Genomic DNA, 16,431 nt, shown 5'->3' on the forward strand with positions numbered 1-16,431 from the left:
CTTCCGACCGACAGCGCGAAGACCGCGAGATAAAGAAGTGTCGTAAAGACAGGCGCAAAAATCGTTTGCGTCATGATCTTGGTGAAGCGGCGCACTTCCTTGGTATAAAGAGTCCATGTGCCGAGCCAGTTCACCGCACCGAAGCGGCGCACGCCTGCAGCGGGAAAGTCCTGTCGGGATTGCGTTGTCACACTCATGGGCCCTCGTTCGATTTCGTAAATGAAGCCGCCCAGAGCTTTACGCCGGGCGCTTCTTCGTAGCAATCGCGGAAACAGGCTGTTTTCTGTGGATAAGGGATCAACTCGGAGTGTAGCGGAGTTGCGGCCACACACCCTCATATTGTATATTTCGCGTTAAGGCCTACGAAATCTGGTGTATCGAGATTGCGCCGGGCCTTTGCGACGTCCCCCCTCTTTCGAGGCCGTCGCGCGCCTGCAAGGTGCCCTAGATCGGCCGTCCGCGCGATGTGGACGTGCATCGGGGCGAGGGGAAGGTGATCCATGTGGACCGATGAACGCATTGAGATATTGAAAAAGCTCTGGGCAGAAGGCTTGAGCGCAAGCCAGGTCGCCAAGCAGCTTGGCGGGGTCACACGTAATGCGGTGATCGGCAAGGTGCATCGTCTGGGCCTGTCCGGTCGCGCAACGCCGAGCCGCCCGGCCCGGCCTCGTGCGCCGACGCCACGGACTTTGACCCATGTGCGGGGACGCCCCGATCCGCTGGTTGCGGAGCGGCACGCGGAAGTTCGCGCGTCCGAGCCAAGCCCGGAACGGGTGGAAGCAACCCGCGTCGAAATGGAAACACTGCCGGCCCAGCGCGCCACCGTGCTGACGCTGACCGAGCACACCTGCAAATGGCCCATCGGCGATCCGGGCCGTCCGGGTTTCCACTTTTGCGGTCGGGGCGCGGATAATAGCTCGCCCTATTGCGGCGAACACTCACGGCTCGCCTATCAGCCCGTGCAGCCGCGCCGCAATCGCGAGCGGACACGCAAGGACAGCTACGCGCTCTGAGCGGGTAGCGAAGGCCAATAAAGAACCGGCGCCTGTTTTCACGGGTCGCCGGTTTTTTGTTGCACCGACCGCAGTGACAGCTTGAAAGGTCGCGGCCCTCAGCTTCGGAACTGTTCGTCGAGCGAATAACCCGCCGAGCGCACAGTGCGGATCGGATCGCGTTCGCCCGGATCATTGAGCGCCTTGCGCAGGCGACCGACATGAACGTCCACGGTGCGCGCCTCGACATAAACATCCGAACCCCAGACGGCATCGAGCAGTTGCTCGCGGCTGAAGACACGGCCGGGGTGCTGGATCAGATGGTCGAGAAGGCGATATTCGGTCGGCCCCAGATGCACCTCGCGCTCGCCACGACGCACGCGATGGGCGGCGCGGTCGATCACGATGTCGCCAAAGGTCACGAGATCTTCGCTGAGCGCGGGGCGAATGCGGCGCATGACGGCACGAATGCGCGCCAGCAGCTCGGTCATCGAGAAAGGCTTCGTCACGTAATCGTCGGCGCCGATGTCGAGGCCGCGAATACGGTCGGCCTCCTCGCCACGCGCCGTAATCATGATGATCGGCAGGTTGCGCGTTTCGGGACGACCGCGAAGGCGGCGGCAAAGCTCGATGCCGGAAAGACCCGGCAGCATCCAGTCGAGCAGAACGAGGTCGGGGGTTACTTCGCGGATCATCATGGCGGCTTCCTCGCCATCCGCCACAGCAACGACCTTGTAGCCTTCCTTGTCGAGATTGTACTGAAGGAGCGTCGAGAGCGCCTCTTCATCCTCGACGATCATGACCGTTGGTTTCATTCTGCGCTCGAAAACCGCCGGCGCATCACGTTCCTGCGTGATCGACATGAATTTCTAATCGCCCTCATTGAGCATTGACCGTGGTCGAACTCGTCTTGTCGCCCTTCGGGCGATCATCGGAGACATATTCACCGGTCACCACATAGCTGACCGTCTCGGCGATATTCGTCGCATGGTCGCCGATGCGCTCGATGTTCTTCGCGATGAAGAGAAGATGGGTGCAGACGCCGATGGTGCGCGGGTCTTCCATCATATAGGTGAGCAATTCGCGGAAGACCGAGTTGTACATCTCGTCGATTTCTTCATCGCCGCGCCAGACTTCCATCGCCGCTTGCGCGTCGCGGTTGGAGCAGGCATCGAGCACCGACTTGAGTTGCCCCTGTGCAAGGCGGCCCATGCGGGCGATGCCTTGAATGAGGCGCACCGGCGTTTCGAAATCGCCCTGGATGACGAGCGCGCGCTTGGCGATGTTCTTGGCAAGGTCGCCGATGCGCTCAAGATCGGTCGAGATCTTGATTGCCGAAATGACTTCGCGCAGGTCCGTCGCCATGGGCTGGCGCAGCGCGATCACGCGAATGGCGCGGGCTTCGACCTCATGCTCCAGCGTATCGATGCGGCGATCCTGCTCGACCGTGCGCTGCGCAAGCTCGCTGTCGCGGCGCGAGACGCTTTCAATGGCATTGGCAAGCTGCGCCTCGGTCAGCCCGCCCATCTGGGCGATGCTGGCGGCAATGGTGTCGAGCTCTTCCTGGAAGGACTTGACTGTGTGGTCGGTCACGCTTCGTGTCTCCTTTTGGCCTCTGGCACTCGGCGGCCCTTGAGCCTCGACGTTCAGTATACAAGCCGGTTTGGCTGGGGCGCACGCCCGATTGGAGGCTATTACCCTCCCCTGCCGCGACTGCCTTTGACTTGCGGCACAAGCTATCTGCGGCTCGCAAAAGGTTTACGACAGATAAGTGTCATTTTTTTGACACCCGCCGAAAGCCTGCGCTTTCGCGGACTTTTCAGACTACAACCGCCGGAATGAGAACGCTGAAGGTCGAGCCGCGACCGAATTCGCTGTCGATCGTCAGTATTCCCTGATGACGGTTGACGATGTGCTTGACGATAGCAAGCCCAAGCCCCGTTCCGCCCTTGGCACGGCTGGCGGCGGCATCCGCCCGATAAAACCGCTCGGTGAGGCGCGGCAGGTGCTCGCGCGCGATACCGTCGCCGAAATCGCGAACGCTCAGGCGCACCATGGGCCGGCCGCCCCGCGTGTCCGTGCCAAGCGTCACCTCGACGCGCTTGCCCGAACGCCCATAGCGCAGAGCATTATCGACGAGGTTCTGGACCACCTGCCCAAGCTCGTCGCGGTCGCCGCGCACATTTGGCAGCGCCTCAGGTGCCGAAACGGTGATTTCGACGCCGTTCTGCTCAGCCAGATGCGCCAGTCCGTCCGTCACATCGTTCACGACGCCGGAGAGATCGACGACGCTGTCGGGGCGCACATGCTCGCGAAGCTCGATCCGTGAAAGGGAAAGCAGGTCGTCGATCAGGCGGCGCATGCGGTCGGCCTGTTCGGCCATGATCCCGAGGAACCGTTCCTGCGCGACGGGGTCGTCCTTGGCGTGGCCGCGCAGCGTATCGATGAAGCCCGAAAGCGAGGCCAGCGGCGTTTTGAGTTCGTGGCTGGCGAAGGCGACGAAATCGACGCGCATATCCTCCACCCGGCGCGCTTCGGTGACATCGCGCAGCACGACAAGAACGGCGCGCGTGCGGCGATGGCGCGAAGCCTCGCTCAAGGCGGCATTCCCGGCAACCGAGGCCTTGCTCTCAATCGGGGTGATAAAGGCGCTGAAATTGCGCTCGACCGGCACGGGCAGGCTGTATTCGATCGAGCGGGCCGCGCCGCCTTTCAGCACTTCGTCGATCGCGGTCACGAGCGCGGCTGTGCGGACCACCGTGGCGACCGGCTTGCCGAGGGGCTGGGGGCCGGTCAGCCCTTCCGCCGCCTTGTTGCAAAAGAGGATGCGGCCGCCGCCATCGAGCACGATGAGGGGGTCCGGCAATTCGTTCAGAATGGCGCTGCCCGCACCGGCGCTGAGCGAGGTAATGCCCGAAGAGGGCTGCGAGATCGGCGCAAAGGCAATGCCGCGCGTCTCGCCGGTCAGCATGCCGCGCAGGATCACGACACCGGAAAGCGCCAGAAAGGCGATGAATGCCGCCCAGAAATGCACCGCGCCTGCGAGCGTCAGCACCAGAAAAATCACTGCGGCAGAGATCACAAAGGTCCGAGCGCCCGTCCAGCGGTCGGCAAAAACACGGGCACGCTCGCGCATCAGGCTTTTCTCTCTTTCGTTTAACGCCATGACCCTTTTACCAAACAACACCGTATACGTATCACCTACGCGCCAAAATCCCAGCTCATTCCGTCGTGGTAGCATTTGAGTACGCTCTTCGCGATGACAATACGATGAACTTCATCGGGACCGTCAGCGATACGCAGCGTACGGGCGCCCAGATACATGCCGGCAAGCGGCGTATCGCCTGAAACGCCCAGCGCACCATGGACCTGAATCGCCCGATCCACGACACGTTCAAAGGCGGCGGGCACAAAAACCTTGATCGCCGAAATGTCGGCCCGCGGGTCGTGCCCCGCTTCCATCTTGTTTGCGCAATGAATGGTCATCAGGCGGGCGGCCTGAATGTCCATATAGCTGTCGGCTATGAAGCCCTGAATGAACTGCTTGGTTTCAAGCTTGCCGCCATGCACATCGCGCGAAATGGCGCGCTTGCACATCAGGTCGAAGGCCCGCCACATCTGGCCGACCGAATTCATGCAATGAAACACCCGGCCCTCGCCGAGGCGGTCCTGCGCCGCCTGATGCCCGGTGCCGGTGCGGCCAAGCTGGTTTTCAGCAGGCACGCGCACATTCTCATATTTGATCTCGCAATGATCGCCGCCAGTATGGCCCCAGACGGGCACCGAACGGATGATGTTCACGCCGGGCGTATCCATCGGCACGATAATCTGGGTCATCTTGTCCTTGACCCCGCCCTTCCCGTCCGCCTGCTCGGTGCGGCACATGACGATGGCGATGTCGGCGGCGCGGCCGTTCGAGGTGAACCATTTGTGGCCGTTGATCACCCAATGGTCGCCGTCCTTCACCGCGCGGGTCTGGATTGCGTAAGGGTCCGAGCCCGGCTGGTCCGGCTCCGTCATCGAAAAGCAGCTTTCAATCTCGCCCGCGACCAGCGGCTCCAGCCATTTCTTCTTCTGCGCGGGCGTGCCGTATTTCAGCAGGATTTTCTGGTTGCCGGAATTGGGCGCGACGACGCCGAAGAGGCGGGCGGAGAAAGACGACCAGGCGAGGATCTCGTTCATATAGGCATGCTTCAGAAAGCCGATGCCCATGCCGCCGTATTCCTCCGGCAGGTGCGGCGCCCAGAGGCCCTGATCCTTGACCTTCTGGGAGATGGCCTTGCGCCGCGCCTTGGCCTCGTCGCCGCCCTTATAGAGAAGGGGTTCGGACGGAATAATGTCCTCCGATACGATCTTCGCCGTCAGCAGGCGAATGTCGTTCACACCGTCATCGAGCCCTGCAATTGGTTGAACCTGCATCACCGTCTCCCCCGATCCGATTTCCATGTCGTCAGCATAGGACGCGACGGCGGCGGGGGTCCAACGCCTCGTGACATTTCATCAATTTGTCATAGGTTAAGCCGCGTTGACGAAGCCGGACAAAGCCAGAGGACGAATATGACGGAGATCAGAGGCAAGGTAGCGGTCGTGACGGGTGCTGCGAGCGGCATTGGCCGGGCGACCGCAGTGGCGCTGGCGCGGGAGGGCGCGCGCGTCGCCATCGCCGATGTCGACCGGGCTGGACTTGCCGAAACGGCGGCGCAGGTCGTGGCCGCGGGCGGTCAGGCCTCGACCTATCTTCTGGACGTATCCTCGCGCGAGGCCGTCTATGCCTTTGCACAAGAGATCGAGGCGCAGTTCGGCGGGGCCGATATCGTCATCAACAATGCAGGCGTCGCACAGGTCGCCGCCATCGAAGACCTCGCTTACGAGGATTTCGAATGGGTGATGAATATCGACTTCTGGGGCATGGTCTACGGATCGAAAGCCTTCCTGCCGCAGCTTCGCAAAAAGGGCGCGGGCCATATCGTCAACGTGTCCTCGATTTTCGGACTCTTCGCCGTGCCGACACAGGCCGCCTACAACTCCGCCAAATTCGCCATTCGCGGATTTACCGAAGCCTTGCGTCACGAAATGCGCGGCAGCGGCATTGAAGTCTCGTGCGTCCATCCCGGCGGCATCAAGACCAACATCCTGCGCAATGCGCGGTTCCTGCAAAGCGTGCAGACGACGGAGCGCGAAACCGCCGCGTCAGGATTTGACAAGCTCGCCCGCACCACGCCCGATCAGGCCGCACAGACGATCATCAAGGGCATCAAGCGCAACAATCCCCGCATCCTCATCGGCATGGACGCGCGCATCCTCGACTGGATCATCCGCCTCCTTCCCGCCTCCTACGGCAAGCTCATGTTCCGAGGCAATGGCGGCACGGGCGGCCTTCTTGGTACCATGGGCGGCGACAAATAAGCCTCAGCCGCGCAGTTCTCGCGCCAGCACGCGCTGCGCCGCCTTTTCAAAGGCGGGATCGAGATAAGGCACGAGTAGATCGAATATCTGCCCGATGCCCTCGATCATGTCGTCGCGCGTGACCTGCTCCCTGCCTGAAATCTGCACGAAGCGGATCCAGTTCATCCAGATCAGCCAGGTGTTGAGGCCGAGCGAGCGGAAGCCGTTCCGGCCTTTCGGCTTTGCCATGCTGCCGTCTTTGGCGAGCTGGCGCACGATGCCTTCAAGCTCGATGAGCGCCCATTCCTGCAAGCGTCGATAGCCGAGCGCCAGTTCCTCATCCTGCCGCAACAGATGATGCAATCCGCCAAAGAAGAAGCGGTATTTCCAGGCGACGTCGAAACTGCGCAGATAAAAGGCCGCAAAGCGCGCGGGCGAAATGGGCGTGGTGACATCCTCGACCATCATGGCGCGGAACTCGGTATCAAGCTCGGCAAAGAGCGCGCGCACGATCTCTTCGCGGTTCTTGAAATGATAGTAGAGATTGCCGGGGCTGATGCCGAGCACCTGCGCGATGCGCGTCGTGCCAGCCGCCTGCGCGCCCTCCTCATTGAGGAGCTTCAGGCTCAATTCCAGTATGCGTTCGCGATTGCCCATGGGACCTCCGCCTTTCTCTTAGCCGCCTTCGGCGCGGCGCACCAGACTTGACAAGAGCGGAAATTAGAGGAAATAGTCTAATTAGAGGATTTCCTCTAATCGGGAGATGGGCATTGGGCACCGGGGACGCGACACGGATGACGGTGAGGCGCGTACCTTTCGCTTACAGGCGCGAGACGGCGGCGCACTGGAATGCGGCCCGGCCCGAATTTTCGCAGATCGTCAATTCAGCCTCCCTCGCCATGCCCTATCTCGAGCCCTATCTCATCAAGACGATGCGCGAGGCGCGTCCGCTCATCACCGACGCAGATCTCGTCCGCGATCTCGATCTCTATTGCGCGCAGGAATCGACGCATTACCGCCAGCACCGCAAATTCAATGACGAGTTGAAGGCGCTCCGCCCTGAGACCATCGCCGAACACGAAAGCGTGCTGGCTGAAGACTATGCGCGGCTCGGGCGCGAGCGCTCGCTGCGCTTCAATCTTGCCTATGCCGAAGGCTTTGAATCCATGGCGCTCGCCATCGGCCATATGCTGATCGAGGATCGTGAATTTCTTTTCGGCGATGCGGAAAGCGCGGTTACCTCGCTGGTGCTCTGGCATTTCGTCGAAGAGATCGAGCACAAGAATGTCACCTTCGATGTCTTCAAACATCTCTATGGCAGCCATGTCTGGCGGATCGCCGGGCTTGTCTATGCGACGTTTCACATCATGGCCCGCACGCGTCGCGGCTATCACGCGCTGCTGAAGGAAGACGGGTTGTGGAAAGACTTCCGCTCCCGCCTTGCCCTGGCGCGCGTGTTGCTGCGCATCTTCGGCAAGCTCGCGCCGAAGCTCCTGCGCATCCTTCATCCGGGCTATCACCCGAGCAAGGTCGCCGATCCGTCATGGATGACGGCCTGGGTAAAACTTTACGAGACCAGTGCCGATGCCGGTGCGCGGCTCGACACGTCCCGCCTTCACGAGCCGCTTCCCGCCGCCCTTTCCGCCTGACATTTGAGGACCGACATGGACACGATGCCGACACGCCTGCGCGCCCTGCTGTTTGCGAACGGCGTCGGGCTTTTCATCCTCGCCATATCCATCGGCTGGATCTGGTTCGTCGCGCTTCTGCACGCCATCGTGCTCTGGCCGCTTCCCATCGACATTCCGCTCACCATTCCCGATGACGGACGTGCCTGGCGCATGGCGCATATGGAGGGGATCACGCAAGGCCTGCTGCTGATGGCGATCGGGCTCGGCGGCCAGTTCATGCGGCTCTCGCCGAAGCAATATGTCTGGCTTTTCTGGACCTCGATTGTCACCGGCTGGCTGTTCACCGTGCCGACGATCTTCAATGCGCTGTTCGGCACGCGCGGCCTCGCCTTTGGCGGCGGTCCATTCAAGGGCGGCGTGGCGAACAACATTATCTATCTTGTCGGCTGGCCGCCCATCATCGCCGTCCATATCATGCTCGGCCTCACCATCTGGGGCGTGTGGCGTTTCCTCAAAGCCGAAAAGGGCTGATAAGAGCTGCGTCTATGCGGTAGTCTGCGCCACACAGACTCAGAAAACGCAAAGCGACCCCCATGTCCCAGCCCGTCGGCCCCTCCTCGCAATTCTATTTCTCGCAGCGCCTTCGCCTCCACTATGTGGACTGGGGCAATGAGGGCAAACCGCCGCTGCTTCTCGTACATGGCGGGCGCGATCATTGCCGCAACTGGGACTGGGTCGCCCAGTCGCTCCGCGACCGCTACCACATCATCGCGCCCGATTTGCGCGGGCATGGCGACAGCCAGTGGCTGGTCGGCGGCACATATGAATTCAACGATTACGTCTATGACATCGCGCAGCTCATTCATCAAAAGAAGCTCGCGCCGCTGACGATCGTCTCCCATTCGATGGGCGGCGCGATTTCGCTGCGCTATGCGGGGCTTTATCCCGACACGGTGAAGAAGCTCGTCGTCATCGAAGGGCTCGGACCGTCGCCCAAGATGATCGCCGAGCGCATGAAGGACACGCCTGACGAGCGCCTTCGCAAATGGATCGGCGAATTGCGCGAGACATCCTCGCGCCTGCCGCGCCGCTACGCCTCGATCGAGGAAGCCTACAAGCGCATGCAGGGTGAAAATCCGCATCTTTCGCCTGAGCGCGCGCGGCACCTCACGGTTCACGGCGTCAATCAGAACGAGGACGGCACGTTCAGCTGGAAATTCGACAATTACGTTCGCGCCTTTTCACCGAACGGTTTCGACGCGCGGGCGACGACGCATCTCTGGTCGCGCATCACCTGCCCGACGCTTCTCATTCGCGGCACGGAAAGCTGGGCGAGCGATCCCGTTGCCGACGGGCGCGCCCAGCATTTCAAGAATGCGGAGATTGCAGCCGTCGAGGGTGCGGGCCATTGGGTGCATCACGACAAGCTCGATGAATTTCTCAAGCTGACGAATGACTTTCTCGACAAATAGCGTCTCGTCGTCTGCGGCTATTTCTTCTCTTTCTTCCGCGTCAGTTTCTTCAGAGCGTCAAGCGTCTCCGGCGAAACCGGCGCGGTGAGAAAGCCGTGGATCGAGTCGAGAAGATTGGCGATGAAGAGTTCACGCGCCGGGGCCTCGGTTGCCGCGTCGTGCTGGCGGCTCCATATGGCGAGCGAGCTGACCGTCATCTCCACCAGAAAGCGCTGGCGCTGAATGGCAATCTCGGGCGGCATGTCGCCGAGTGCGGCCACGACGAGCCCATTGGCGCGGATGATGCCCGGAAGATTTGCACGCAAGGCGACCGTCGGCAGATCGAAATCGGGATCGTTCAGCACCTGCGCGATGAAGCGGATGAAGCGAACGCCCTCTTCCGTGGCAAGAAGTTCCATAAGCGGCATGAAGGTCGCGCGCAGCAAGGCGCGGAGGTCGTCTTCTCCGCCCTCGCGCGACAGGGCATCAAGGCGTTCGACACGAATGACATCAATATCGAGCGCGCGGTGACGAAGGATCGCCTCAACGAGAGAGGGTTTTGAGCCAAAGTGATAATGCAACGCCGATTCATTGCGCTGGCCGGCAGCGGCGTTGATTTCCTTCAGGGTCACGCCGTGAATTCCCTGCTCGCCGAAAAGCTTTTCAGCGGCGAGGATGAGCCGCAGCCGCGTATCGTTGCGCGGGCTCTGCGTTTTCTCTTTCGATTTCATCATCACAGTCTAATGTTGTCCATTAATGCGGTCAAGGCGGGGTTCGAAGGCAGAGCGATCTCTGTATGATCTCACCCATGCTATTTACAGCTTTCTTCGCCGCCTTGCGTTTCGGAATTTTACAAAATCGTGCGCAAGAACGATTGATTTTTGCCGCGCGGGCAAGAGCCGGGAATTTATGGGCGGGATTTTCCGCTTTCGCGCTTGTCAGTATTGTCGGCATAGCCGCATTTTCGCCGTCCAGCGCCGCCAGCCCCGAGGCTGCGAACACCGCCGCATCGCGCCCCGCCGCCAATTTCCAGTTTGCGACCCGCATCGAGGGCGAGAAGTTGCCGGATGAAATCCGCGCCCTTCTCGACGACACGATGGCGCTCGGCAAGGAGCAAGCGAGCGTCAAGCCGACGACGCTCGGCCAGTTGCGCCGCCGCGCCGTCGAAGAAGCCGACAAGCTCAACGACGTGCTGCGCTCGGAAGCCTATTACAATGGCCGCGTCGAGCCGGTGATCGAGGAAGGCAAGGGCGGCCGCTTCGACCTGACCTATCGCGTGACGCTCGGCCCGCGCACCATGATCCGCAGCTTCACGATCATCTACGCGGACAATCCATCGGACGCAGCCTCCCTGCCTCACGATGCAACGCCGCTCGGGCTGAAGCCGAACCGCTCGGTGCGTGCTCAGCGTGTGATCGATCTTACGCGGGATGCGCTGACCTATCTGGAAAATCACGGCCATCCGCGGCCCAAGCTCGATGAGCGCAAGGTGATCGTCGATCTCTCGACGCATCTCGCCGATGTGACGCTGACGATCACAGCGGGCGAGCCGAAACGGTTCGGCGAGATTGTCGTCAGCAATAAAAATGCGAAAGACATAGAGGGGCGCACGAGCGCCGAATACGTTCGCTCATTGGCGAAGTTCAAGCCCGGCGAACTCTATGACCGGCGCAAGGCGGACGCCACGGTGAAGGCGTTGCGGCAAACGAGCCTTTTCGATCAGGTTTCAATCGACCTTCAGGACGAGGCGGATGACAGGGTGGCACCGCAACTGACGCTGGCCGAGCGGCCGCACCGCTCCATCGGTGTCGGCGCAAGCTGGTCGTCGGATGAGGGCGCGGGCGTTCGCGGCTTCTGGGAGCATCGCAATATTCTGGGCGGCGCGGAAAAGCTGCGCCTCGAACTCAATATCGCGCAAACGAAGCAAGACGCGAAAGCCGAGTTCATGAAGCCGCATTTCCTGCGCGACGACCAAAGCCTGCTCGGCAGCTTCGAAGTCGCGCATGAAGATACCGACGCCTATAACGAAGACAGCATGAAAATCGGCACGGCCCTTTCGCGCAAGCTTCTCGCCTCGCTCGAAGCAAGCGCAGGCGTCTCCTTCGAGATCTACCGGACGCGCGACAGCAGCGGCAATCACGCCTATCGCCTTTTCGGCGTGCCGCTCACCGTGCGCTATGACGGCAGCAACGAATTGCTCGATCCGACCGAAGGCGTGCGGCTCGGCGCCTATTTGACGCCATATGGCGGCACGAGCAATGGCAGCGCCACGGCCTTCACCAAATTCGAAGCCACCGGCTCGACCTATTGGAGCTTCGGCAAGCGCCCCGATCTGACGCTCGCATTGCGCGGCCGCTACGGCCTGATGCTCGCCAAGGAAACGCTGGATGTGCCGGGCTCGGTTCGTTTCTATGCGGGCGGCGGCGGCTCGATCCGCGGCTATGGCTATCAGCTTGTCGGTCCGCTCGATGCGGCGCGGGAACCGCTTGGCGGGCGCTCCGTTGTCGAAGGAAGCGCCGAGGCGCGCTACCGCGTGACAAAGACCATCGGCGTCGTCGCCTTTCTCGATGCGGGCAATGCCTATTCGACCGCGACGCCGAAATTCAGCCAGCCGCTGCAACTGGGCGCGGGCGTCGGCCTTCGCTACTACACGCCCATCGGGCCGGTGCGCGCCGATATTGGCGTGCCGCTCAATCCGCGTCCGGGGATCGACAACTCGTTCCAGGTTTACTTCTCGCTCGGGCAGGCCTTCTGATGACCGCTGAACAGCCCTCATTGAAAACGGCACCGGGCCTGATGCGCGCCTTTGGCGGGCTATTGCTCGGCGTTGCGGGCGTCGTCATCGCGCTTGTGGCGCTGACTTTGCTTGCTCTTCAGGTCGGGCCGCTGCGCCACGCCGCGCTTGAATTCGCGCTTGCCCAGATCAACAAGGGCGAAACCAAAGTCGCGATCGGCGACATGAGCGGAGAATGGCCGCGCCGCCTCCGGCTCGACAATCTCACGGTCAGCGACGCGCAGGGCCAATGGCTTTCACTGAAGGAAGCCGAGCTTGAATGGTCGCCGCTGGCGCTTCTGCGTGGCGAGCTTCACGTTCTGCGTCTCGACGCTCAGGGTCTCGACATTCCGCGCGCGCCGCAAAGCAGCGTGCCTGCAAGCGATGAAACGGGCTTCACGCTGCCCACGCTTCCCTTTGCGGTGAAGCTCGACGAGGCGCAGATTTCAGGCATCGCTCTTGGCCGCGCGCTTGCCGAGCCGGGCGCCAAGGGCCTGCTCGCGACGCTCGACCTTCGCGCGCGCCTTGCACTCACACGCAACCATGTCGATCTGACGCTTGATGGCGCGCGCACCGACGGCGTGACCGGGAAGCTCGATCTTGCGGCGCTGTTCGACCGCCGCGACAAGCGCGTTGCGCTCACGCTTGATGCCGTCGATGGCGATGCCGCAAGCCGCGCCAAGGGCAAGATCGGCCTCATCGCCCTGCTTGGCGGCCTCGATGTCGGCCCGCTCACGGTCACTGCGAAAGCAGAAGGGCTCAATGGCGCAGTCAACGCCAGCGCAAAGGTCGATGGCGGCAAGACGGCCATGCTCGATGCGACGGTCGAAGGGCGCTGGGGCAGTGCGCTCGATCTCAATGTCTCCGCTAAGGCAAGCGGCGATCTCGTTCAGCAGGCCCTTGCCGATCTGGGACGACCGCGCGATGTGAGCCTTGCAGGCAAGATCGGCTGGGGTCGCGACGACACGTTTTCGATTGCCGATCTCACCGTGCAGGCTGGCGCATTGGCGCTCAAGGGCAATGCCGATCTCGGAACGGCATCCGTTGCCGCGCCGCATGCCTTCAAGGCGCAGGGCACGCTTGACGGGCTCGACCAACTGCTCGGCTATAAAGGCAATGCCGCGCTCTCGTCGCTTGGCTGGCGCGTCGCCGCGACGCTCGACCTGCGCAGCGGCATGGCGCAGATAAGCGAAGTACTCGTCAATGCGCCACCGGGCGCAGCGACATTTACCGGCGAGGCTCATCTCGACGGCAGCGCAGCCAAAGGCGACATGACGCTTGCGATGAGCGACGTCGCGCCGCTCGGCCAGATCATCGGCCAGAAAATGACGGGCCGCGCCGAGATCAAGCTCTCGCCCTTCGCTCTCGAACCGGGCGGCGACGTGGCGGGCGATTTCACGATCCGCGGCGAAGGCATCGGCATGAGCGATCCGGTTCTCGACCGGCTCTTTGCCAACTTCACGGCGGATGGCTCGCTGCTATTGCCCAAGGCGGGCGGCTTTGCCCTGCCCTCCATCATGGTGACGCCGCTTTCCGGCGCTTACGCCTTTCAGGGGACGATTGCCGCCTCGCCTGCAAACATTCTTTCAGGCGAGGCGCGTTTCAACGCACGCGATGCGGCGAAGATATTGCCGGATGGCGAAGCATCGGGCGCGCTGGTCGCAAAGGCCACCTTCACCGGCACGCTTGCCGCACCGGGCATTACGCTGAGCGCGCAGCTTTCCAACGGCACACTTGTCGGAAACGCCGCGCGTCTCGTGACCCTTGATGTCACGGCGCGTCAGGGCGGCACGGGGCCGCTCGTCTTTCGGTTCGATGGATCGCCCGGCAAGGCTGCAATCGACGCGCAACTCACGCTGCCACAGGCAGGCGGCGTTCGCCTCGACGCTATCGATGCCGATCTCTTCGGCTCGAAGCTCGCGGGTGACATCGCCGTCGACGGCAATGCGCTTATCACCGCCTCGATCAAGGGCGAGCGCGTGATCCTCAAACCCTTTGCCACGCTCACCGGCGTTCCGCTCGATGGCACCGGCGCGCTGGCCATCGCGGCCACTCCGGCGAACGGCAAGCAGAACGCGACGATTACTTTTTCCGCATCGCGTCTCGATGTGGACCTCCTCTCATCCATTGCGCTCGACCGAGTGACGCTCGACGCCAGACTGTCCGATCTCTTCGGCAAGGCTCAGGTCGAGGCGAATTTTGTCGCCGGCTCCGGCCAGGCAGGCATCACGCATCTCACAGGCGTTGCGGCAAACGCGCGGGGCTCTCTCGACAAGCTCGCGATCACTCTGAAGGCGGACGGCACGCGGGAAACCTTCAAGCCGCAGCCGTTCTCGCTCGCGAGCGAGGCATTGTTTTCAGCCGGCAAGAAAAGCGCCTTTACCTTGTCCCGGTTGAAGCTCGCGGTGGGCGACGCGTCGATGACGCTCGCCGAGCCTGCCAAAGTCGATCTCACAAATGGCGTCGACGCGAAAGGCATCGTCCTCGATATGGCGGGGCAGTCGGGCGCAGGGCGGGTCAGCGCCGATTTCACGATACAGCAAACCGTGCGCCTGCATATCGATGGCAATGGTATCCCCCTCGATCTGGCCGTGCTGCTCATCCCGGTCGATTCCGTGCGCGGACTGGCGAGCGGCACAGCCGATCTCGATACGGCGCGCGGCACGGCCTCGATTTCCTTCAGCTTCGACAAGATCCGCATCGCGCAGGACGCCGATGACGAGCGCCCGGCCTTTGATGCCAAATTCTCAGGCCAATGGGCGAAGGGACGGTTCGATCTCACTGCCGAAGCGCAAGGCGCATCGACCCGCCCCTTCGAACTGAGCGCATCCCTTCCCGTCATTCGCGCCTCGGGAAGCGCATGGCCTTCGCTTGCCGCGCGCGGACCTGTATCGGGCAGCTTCACATGGGAAGGACCGCTCGCTTCGCTGGCCGCCTTCGTCGACCTGTCGGGGCAGCGCCTCGGCGGCGATGCCCGCGTCGGCCTCACCGCCAGCGGGGATATATCCGCACCGCAAGTCAGCGGCAGCGCGACGCTCGCCAATGGCTCATTTGAAAATTTCGACACGGGCACGGTGCTCAGGGATGTCACGGCGAAACTCGAAGGCAGCCAAAGCCAGAGCCTGACATTCACACTCGACGGCACCGACGGAGGGAAAGGCCGCGTCGCGGCACAAGGCACGATTGCACTCGCCAAGAACGCTTTTCCCGCGATCTCGATTTCCGCCAAGTTCACCAATGCGCATCTGGTGGCGCGCAGCGATGTCGATCTGACCGCCGATGGGCAAATAGAACTTCTGGGGCCGAGCTTCCCGCCGGGCATCGACGCGCCGTTGACGCTGAAAGGCGAGCTGACGACGCGCAACATGCATATCCGCATTCCCGAGCGGCTGCCGCCCAGCGTCGCGCAGATCGATGTCATCGAGATCAATGGAACGTCTTCGCGCCGCGCCGTGCCGGAAGCCTCGCCCACCCTGCCTATCCTGCTCGATGTGAAGGTGAAGACGGGAATGCCCGCACGTGTCAGCGGACGCGGCCTCGATTCATTCTGGACCGGCGATCTCGCCGTCACCGGCGCGGTGCAGCAGCCGCGCGTTGGGGGCAGGCTTGAAAGCGAACGCGGAACGCTCGACTTTGCGGGCAAGACATTCACGCTCTCGCAGGGCGTCGTGCGATTTTCTCGTAATTATCCGATTGATCCCGATTTCAACGTCACGCTCACCTATGCGCGCAGTGACCTCAAGGCGACCATCGATCTGACAGGGCTAAGCTCCTCGCCGCAGATGACGCTGTCCTCGACGCCGACGCTGCCGCAAGACGAAATCCTCGCGCGCATCCTGTTCAACAAGGGCGTGGGCGAGCTTTCGGCAATGGAAGCCGTGCAGCTTGCGAGCACGCTTGCCGAACTGTCCGGAACCAGTTTCGGCGGCGGCGGCCTCGGTATTCTCGACCGGCTACAGGAGACGCTCAACCTCGACGTATTGCGGATCGAGAGCGCGCAGTCGGGCGCGACCACCGTGTCGGCGGGAAAATATATCCAGAAAGGCGTCTATGTCGGCGTGGAGCAAGGCGCGCTTGCAAGCGACAGCTCGGTCAAGGTCGAGATCGAGATCACGCCGCAGATCAGCGTGGACACGCGCATCGGCCAGAACGCGTCCGGCGATGTGGGCGTCAACTGGAAGTGGGATTATTAGCAGTGC

Annotated in this window: 13 protein-coding genes and 1 pseudogene; 7 read left to right on the forward strand and 7 right to left on the reverse strand. The window is 62.3% G+C overall.

The genetic code is table 11. The features are described from left to right. A pseudogene (locus WA943_RS08870) lies at window positions 1-197 on the reverse strand (hypothetical protein); the annotation flags it as partial. 303 nt (window positions 198-500) lie between these two features. Between WA943_RS08870 and WA943_RS08875 the strand changes: the two are divergent. Next, window positions 501-1,013, forward strand: a complete 513-nt coding sequence (locus tag WA943_RS08875; protein ID WP_424469512.1) for a GcrA family cell cycle regulator — start codon at window positions 501-503, stop codon at window positions 1,011-1,013. Between the two features lie 98 nt (window positions 1,014-1,111). Here WA943_RS08875 and phoB read toward each other — a convergent pair whose 3' ends face one another. The 4 genes from phoB to WA943_RS08895 form a co-directional block, all read right to left on the reverse strand. Continuing rightward, a complete protein-coding gene (gene phoB / locus WA943_RS08880) occupies window positions 1,112-1,807 on the reverse strand; it encodes a phosphate regulon transcriptional regulator PhoB (protein WP_424469513.1) in 696 nt (231 codons plus the stop codon). Between the two features lie 64 nt (window positions 1,808-1,871). After that, the gene (gene phoU, locus WA943_RS08885; protein ID WP_424469514.1) at window positions 1,872-2,585 is read right to left on the reverse strand and encodes a phosphate signaling complex protein PhoU; all 714 of its coding nucleotides are present in this window, start codon (window positions 2,583-2,585) and stop codon (window positions 1,872-1,874) included. Window positions 2,586-2,811: 226 nt separating this feature from the next. Beyond that, entirely contained in the window at window positions 2,812-4,128 is a 1,317-nt protein-coding gene (locus WA943_RS08890) for an ATP-binding protein (protein WP_424469515.1), read from the reverse strand. A gap of 65 nt (window positions 4,129-4,193) precedes the next feature. Continuing rightward, window positions 4,194-5,411: an acyl-CoA dehydrogenase family protein gene (locus WA943_RS08895; RefSeq protein WP_424469516.1), complete on the reverse strand. Its 1,218-nt coding sequence runs from the start codon at window positions 5,409-5,411 to the stop codon at window positions 4,194-4,196. Window positions 5,412-5,549: 138 nt separating this feature from the next. Here WA943_RS08895 and WA943_RS08900 point away from each other — a divergent pair, with 138 nt between their 5' ends. Further along, entirely contained in the window at window positions 5,550-6,398 is an 849-nt protein-coding gene (locus tag WA943_RS08900) for an SDR family NAD(P)-dependent oxidoreductase (protein WP_424469517.1), read from the forward strand. Between the two features lie 3 nt (window positions 6,399-6,401). On the opposite strand, the gene WA943_RS08905 is transcribed toward WA943_RS08900, so the two are convergent. Continuing rightward, window positions 6,402-7,034: a TetR/AcrR family transcriptional regulator gene (locus WA943_RS08905; RefSeq protein ID WP_424469518.1), complete on the reverse strand. Its 633-nt coding sequence runs from the start codon at window positions 7,032-7,034 to the stop codon at window positions 6,402-6,404. A 113-nt stretch (window positions 7,035-7,147) separates the two neighbouring features. Between WA943_RS08905 and WA943_RS08910 the strand changes: the two genes are divergently transcribed. From WA943_RS08910 to WA943_RS08920, 3 genes are all read left to right on the forward strand, one after another. Next, window positions 7,148-8,026, forward strand: coding sequence for a metal-dependent hydrolase (locus WA943_RS08910; protein WP_424469519.1), 879 nt, complete (start codon window positions 7,148-7,150; stop codon window positions 8,024-8,026). Between the two features lie 15 nt (window positions 8,027-8,041). Further along, a complete protein-coding gene (locus WA943_RS08915) occupies window positions 8,042-8,539 on the forward strand; it encodes a hypothetical protein (protein ID WP_424469520.1) in 498 nt (165 codons plus the stop codon). Window positions 8,540-8,601: 62 nt separating this feature from the next. Continuing rightward, window positions 8,602-9,480, forward strand: coding sequence for an alpha/beta fold hydrolase (locus WA943_RS08920; RefSeq protein ID WP_424469521.1), 879 nt, complete (start codon window positions 8,602-8,604; stop codon window positions 9,478-9,480). 17 nt (window positions 9,481-9,497) lie between these two features. Here the strand turns inward: WA943_RS08920 and WA943_RS08925 are convergent, their stop codons facing one another. Then, window positions 9,498-10,193 carry a TetR/AcrR family transcriptional regulator gene (locus WA943_RS08925; protein WP_424469522.1) on the reverse strand — a complete coding sequence of 232 codons (696 nt, stop codon included), beginning with the start codon at window positions 10,191-10,193 and terminating at the stop codon, window positions 9,498-9,500. A gap of 74 nt (window positions 10,194-10,267) precedes the next feature. Between WA943_RS08925 and WA943_RS08930 the strand changes: the two genes are divergently transcribed. Then, window positions 10,268-12,214, forward strand: a complete 1,947-nt coding sequence (locus WA943_RS08930; RefSeq protein WP_424469523.1) for an autotransporter assembly complex protein TamA — start codon at window positions 10,268-10,270, stop codon at window positions 12,212-12,214. Next, window positions 12,214-16,425 carry a translocation/assembly module TamB domain-containing protein gene (locus WA943_RS08935; RefSeq protein WP_424469524.1) on the forward strand — a complete coding sequence of 1,404 codons (4,212 nt, stop codon included), beginning with the start codon at window positions 12,214-12,216 and terminating at the stop codon, window positions 16,423-16,425. The genes WA943_RS08930 and WA943_RS08935 overlap by 1 nt, the downstream gene beginning before the upstream one ends. Window positions 16,426-16,431 lie beyond the last annotated feature (6 nt).

Source organism: Parvibaculum sp. (assembly GCF_049651025.1).
Lineage (GTDB): Bacteria > Pseudomonadota > Alphaproteobacteria > Parvibaculales > Parvibaculaceae > Parvibaculum.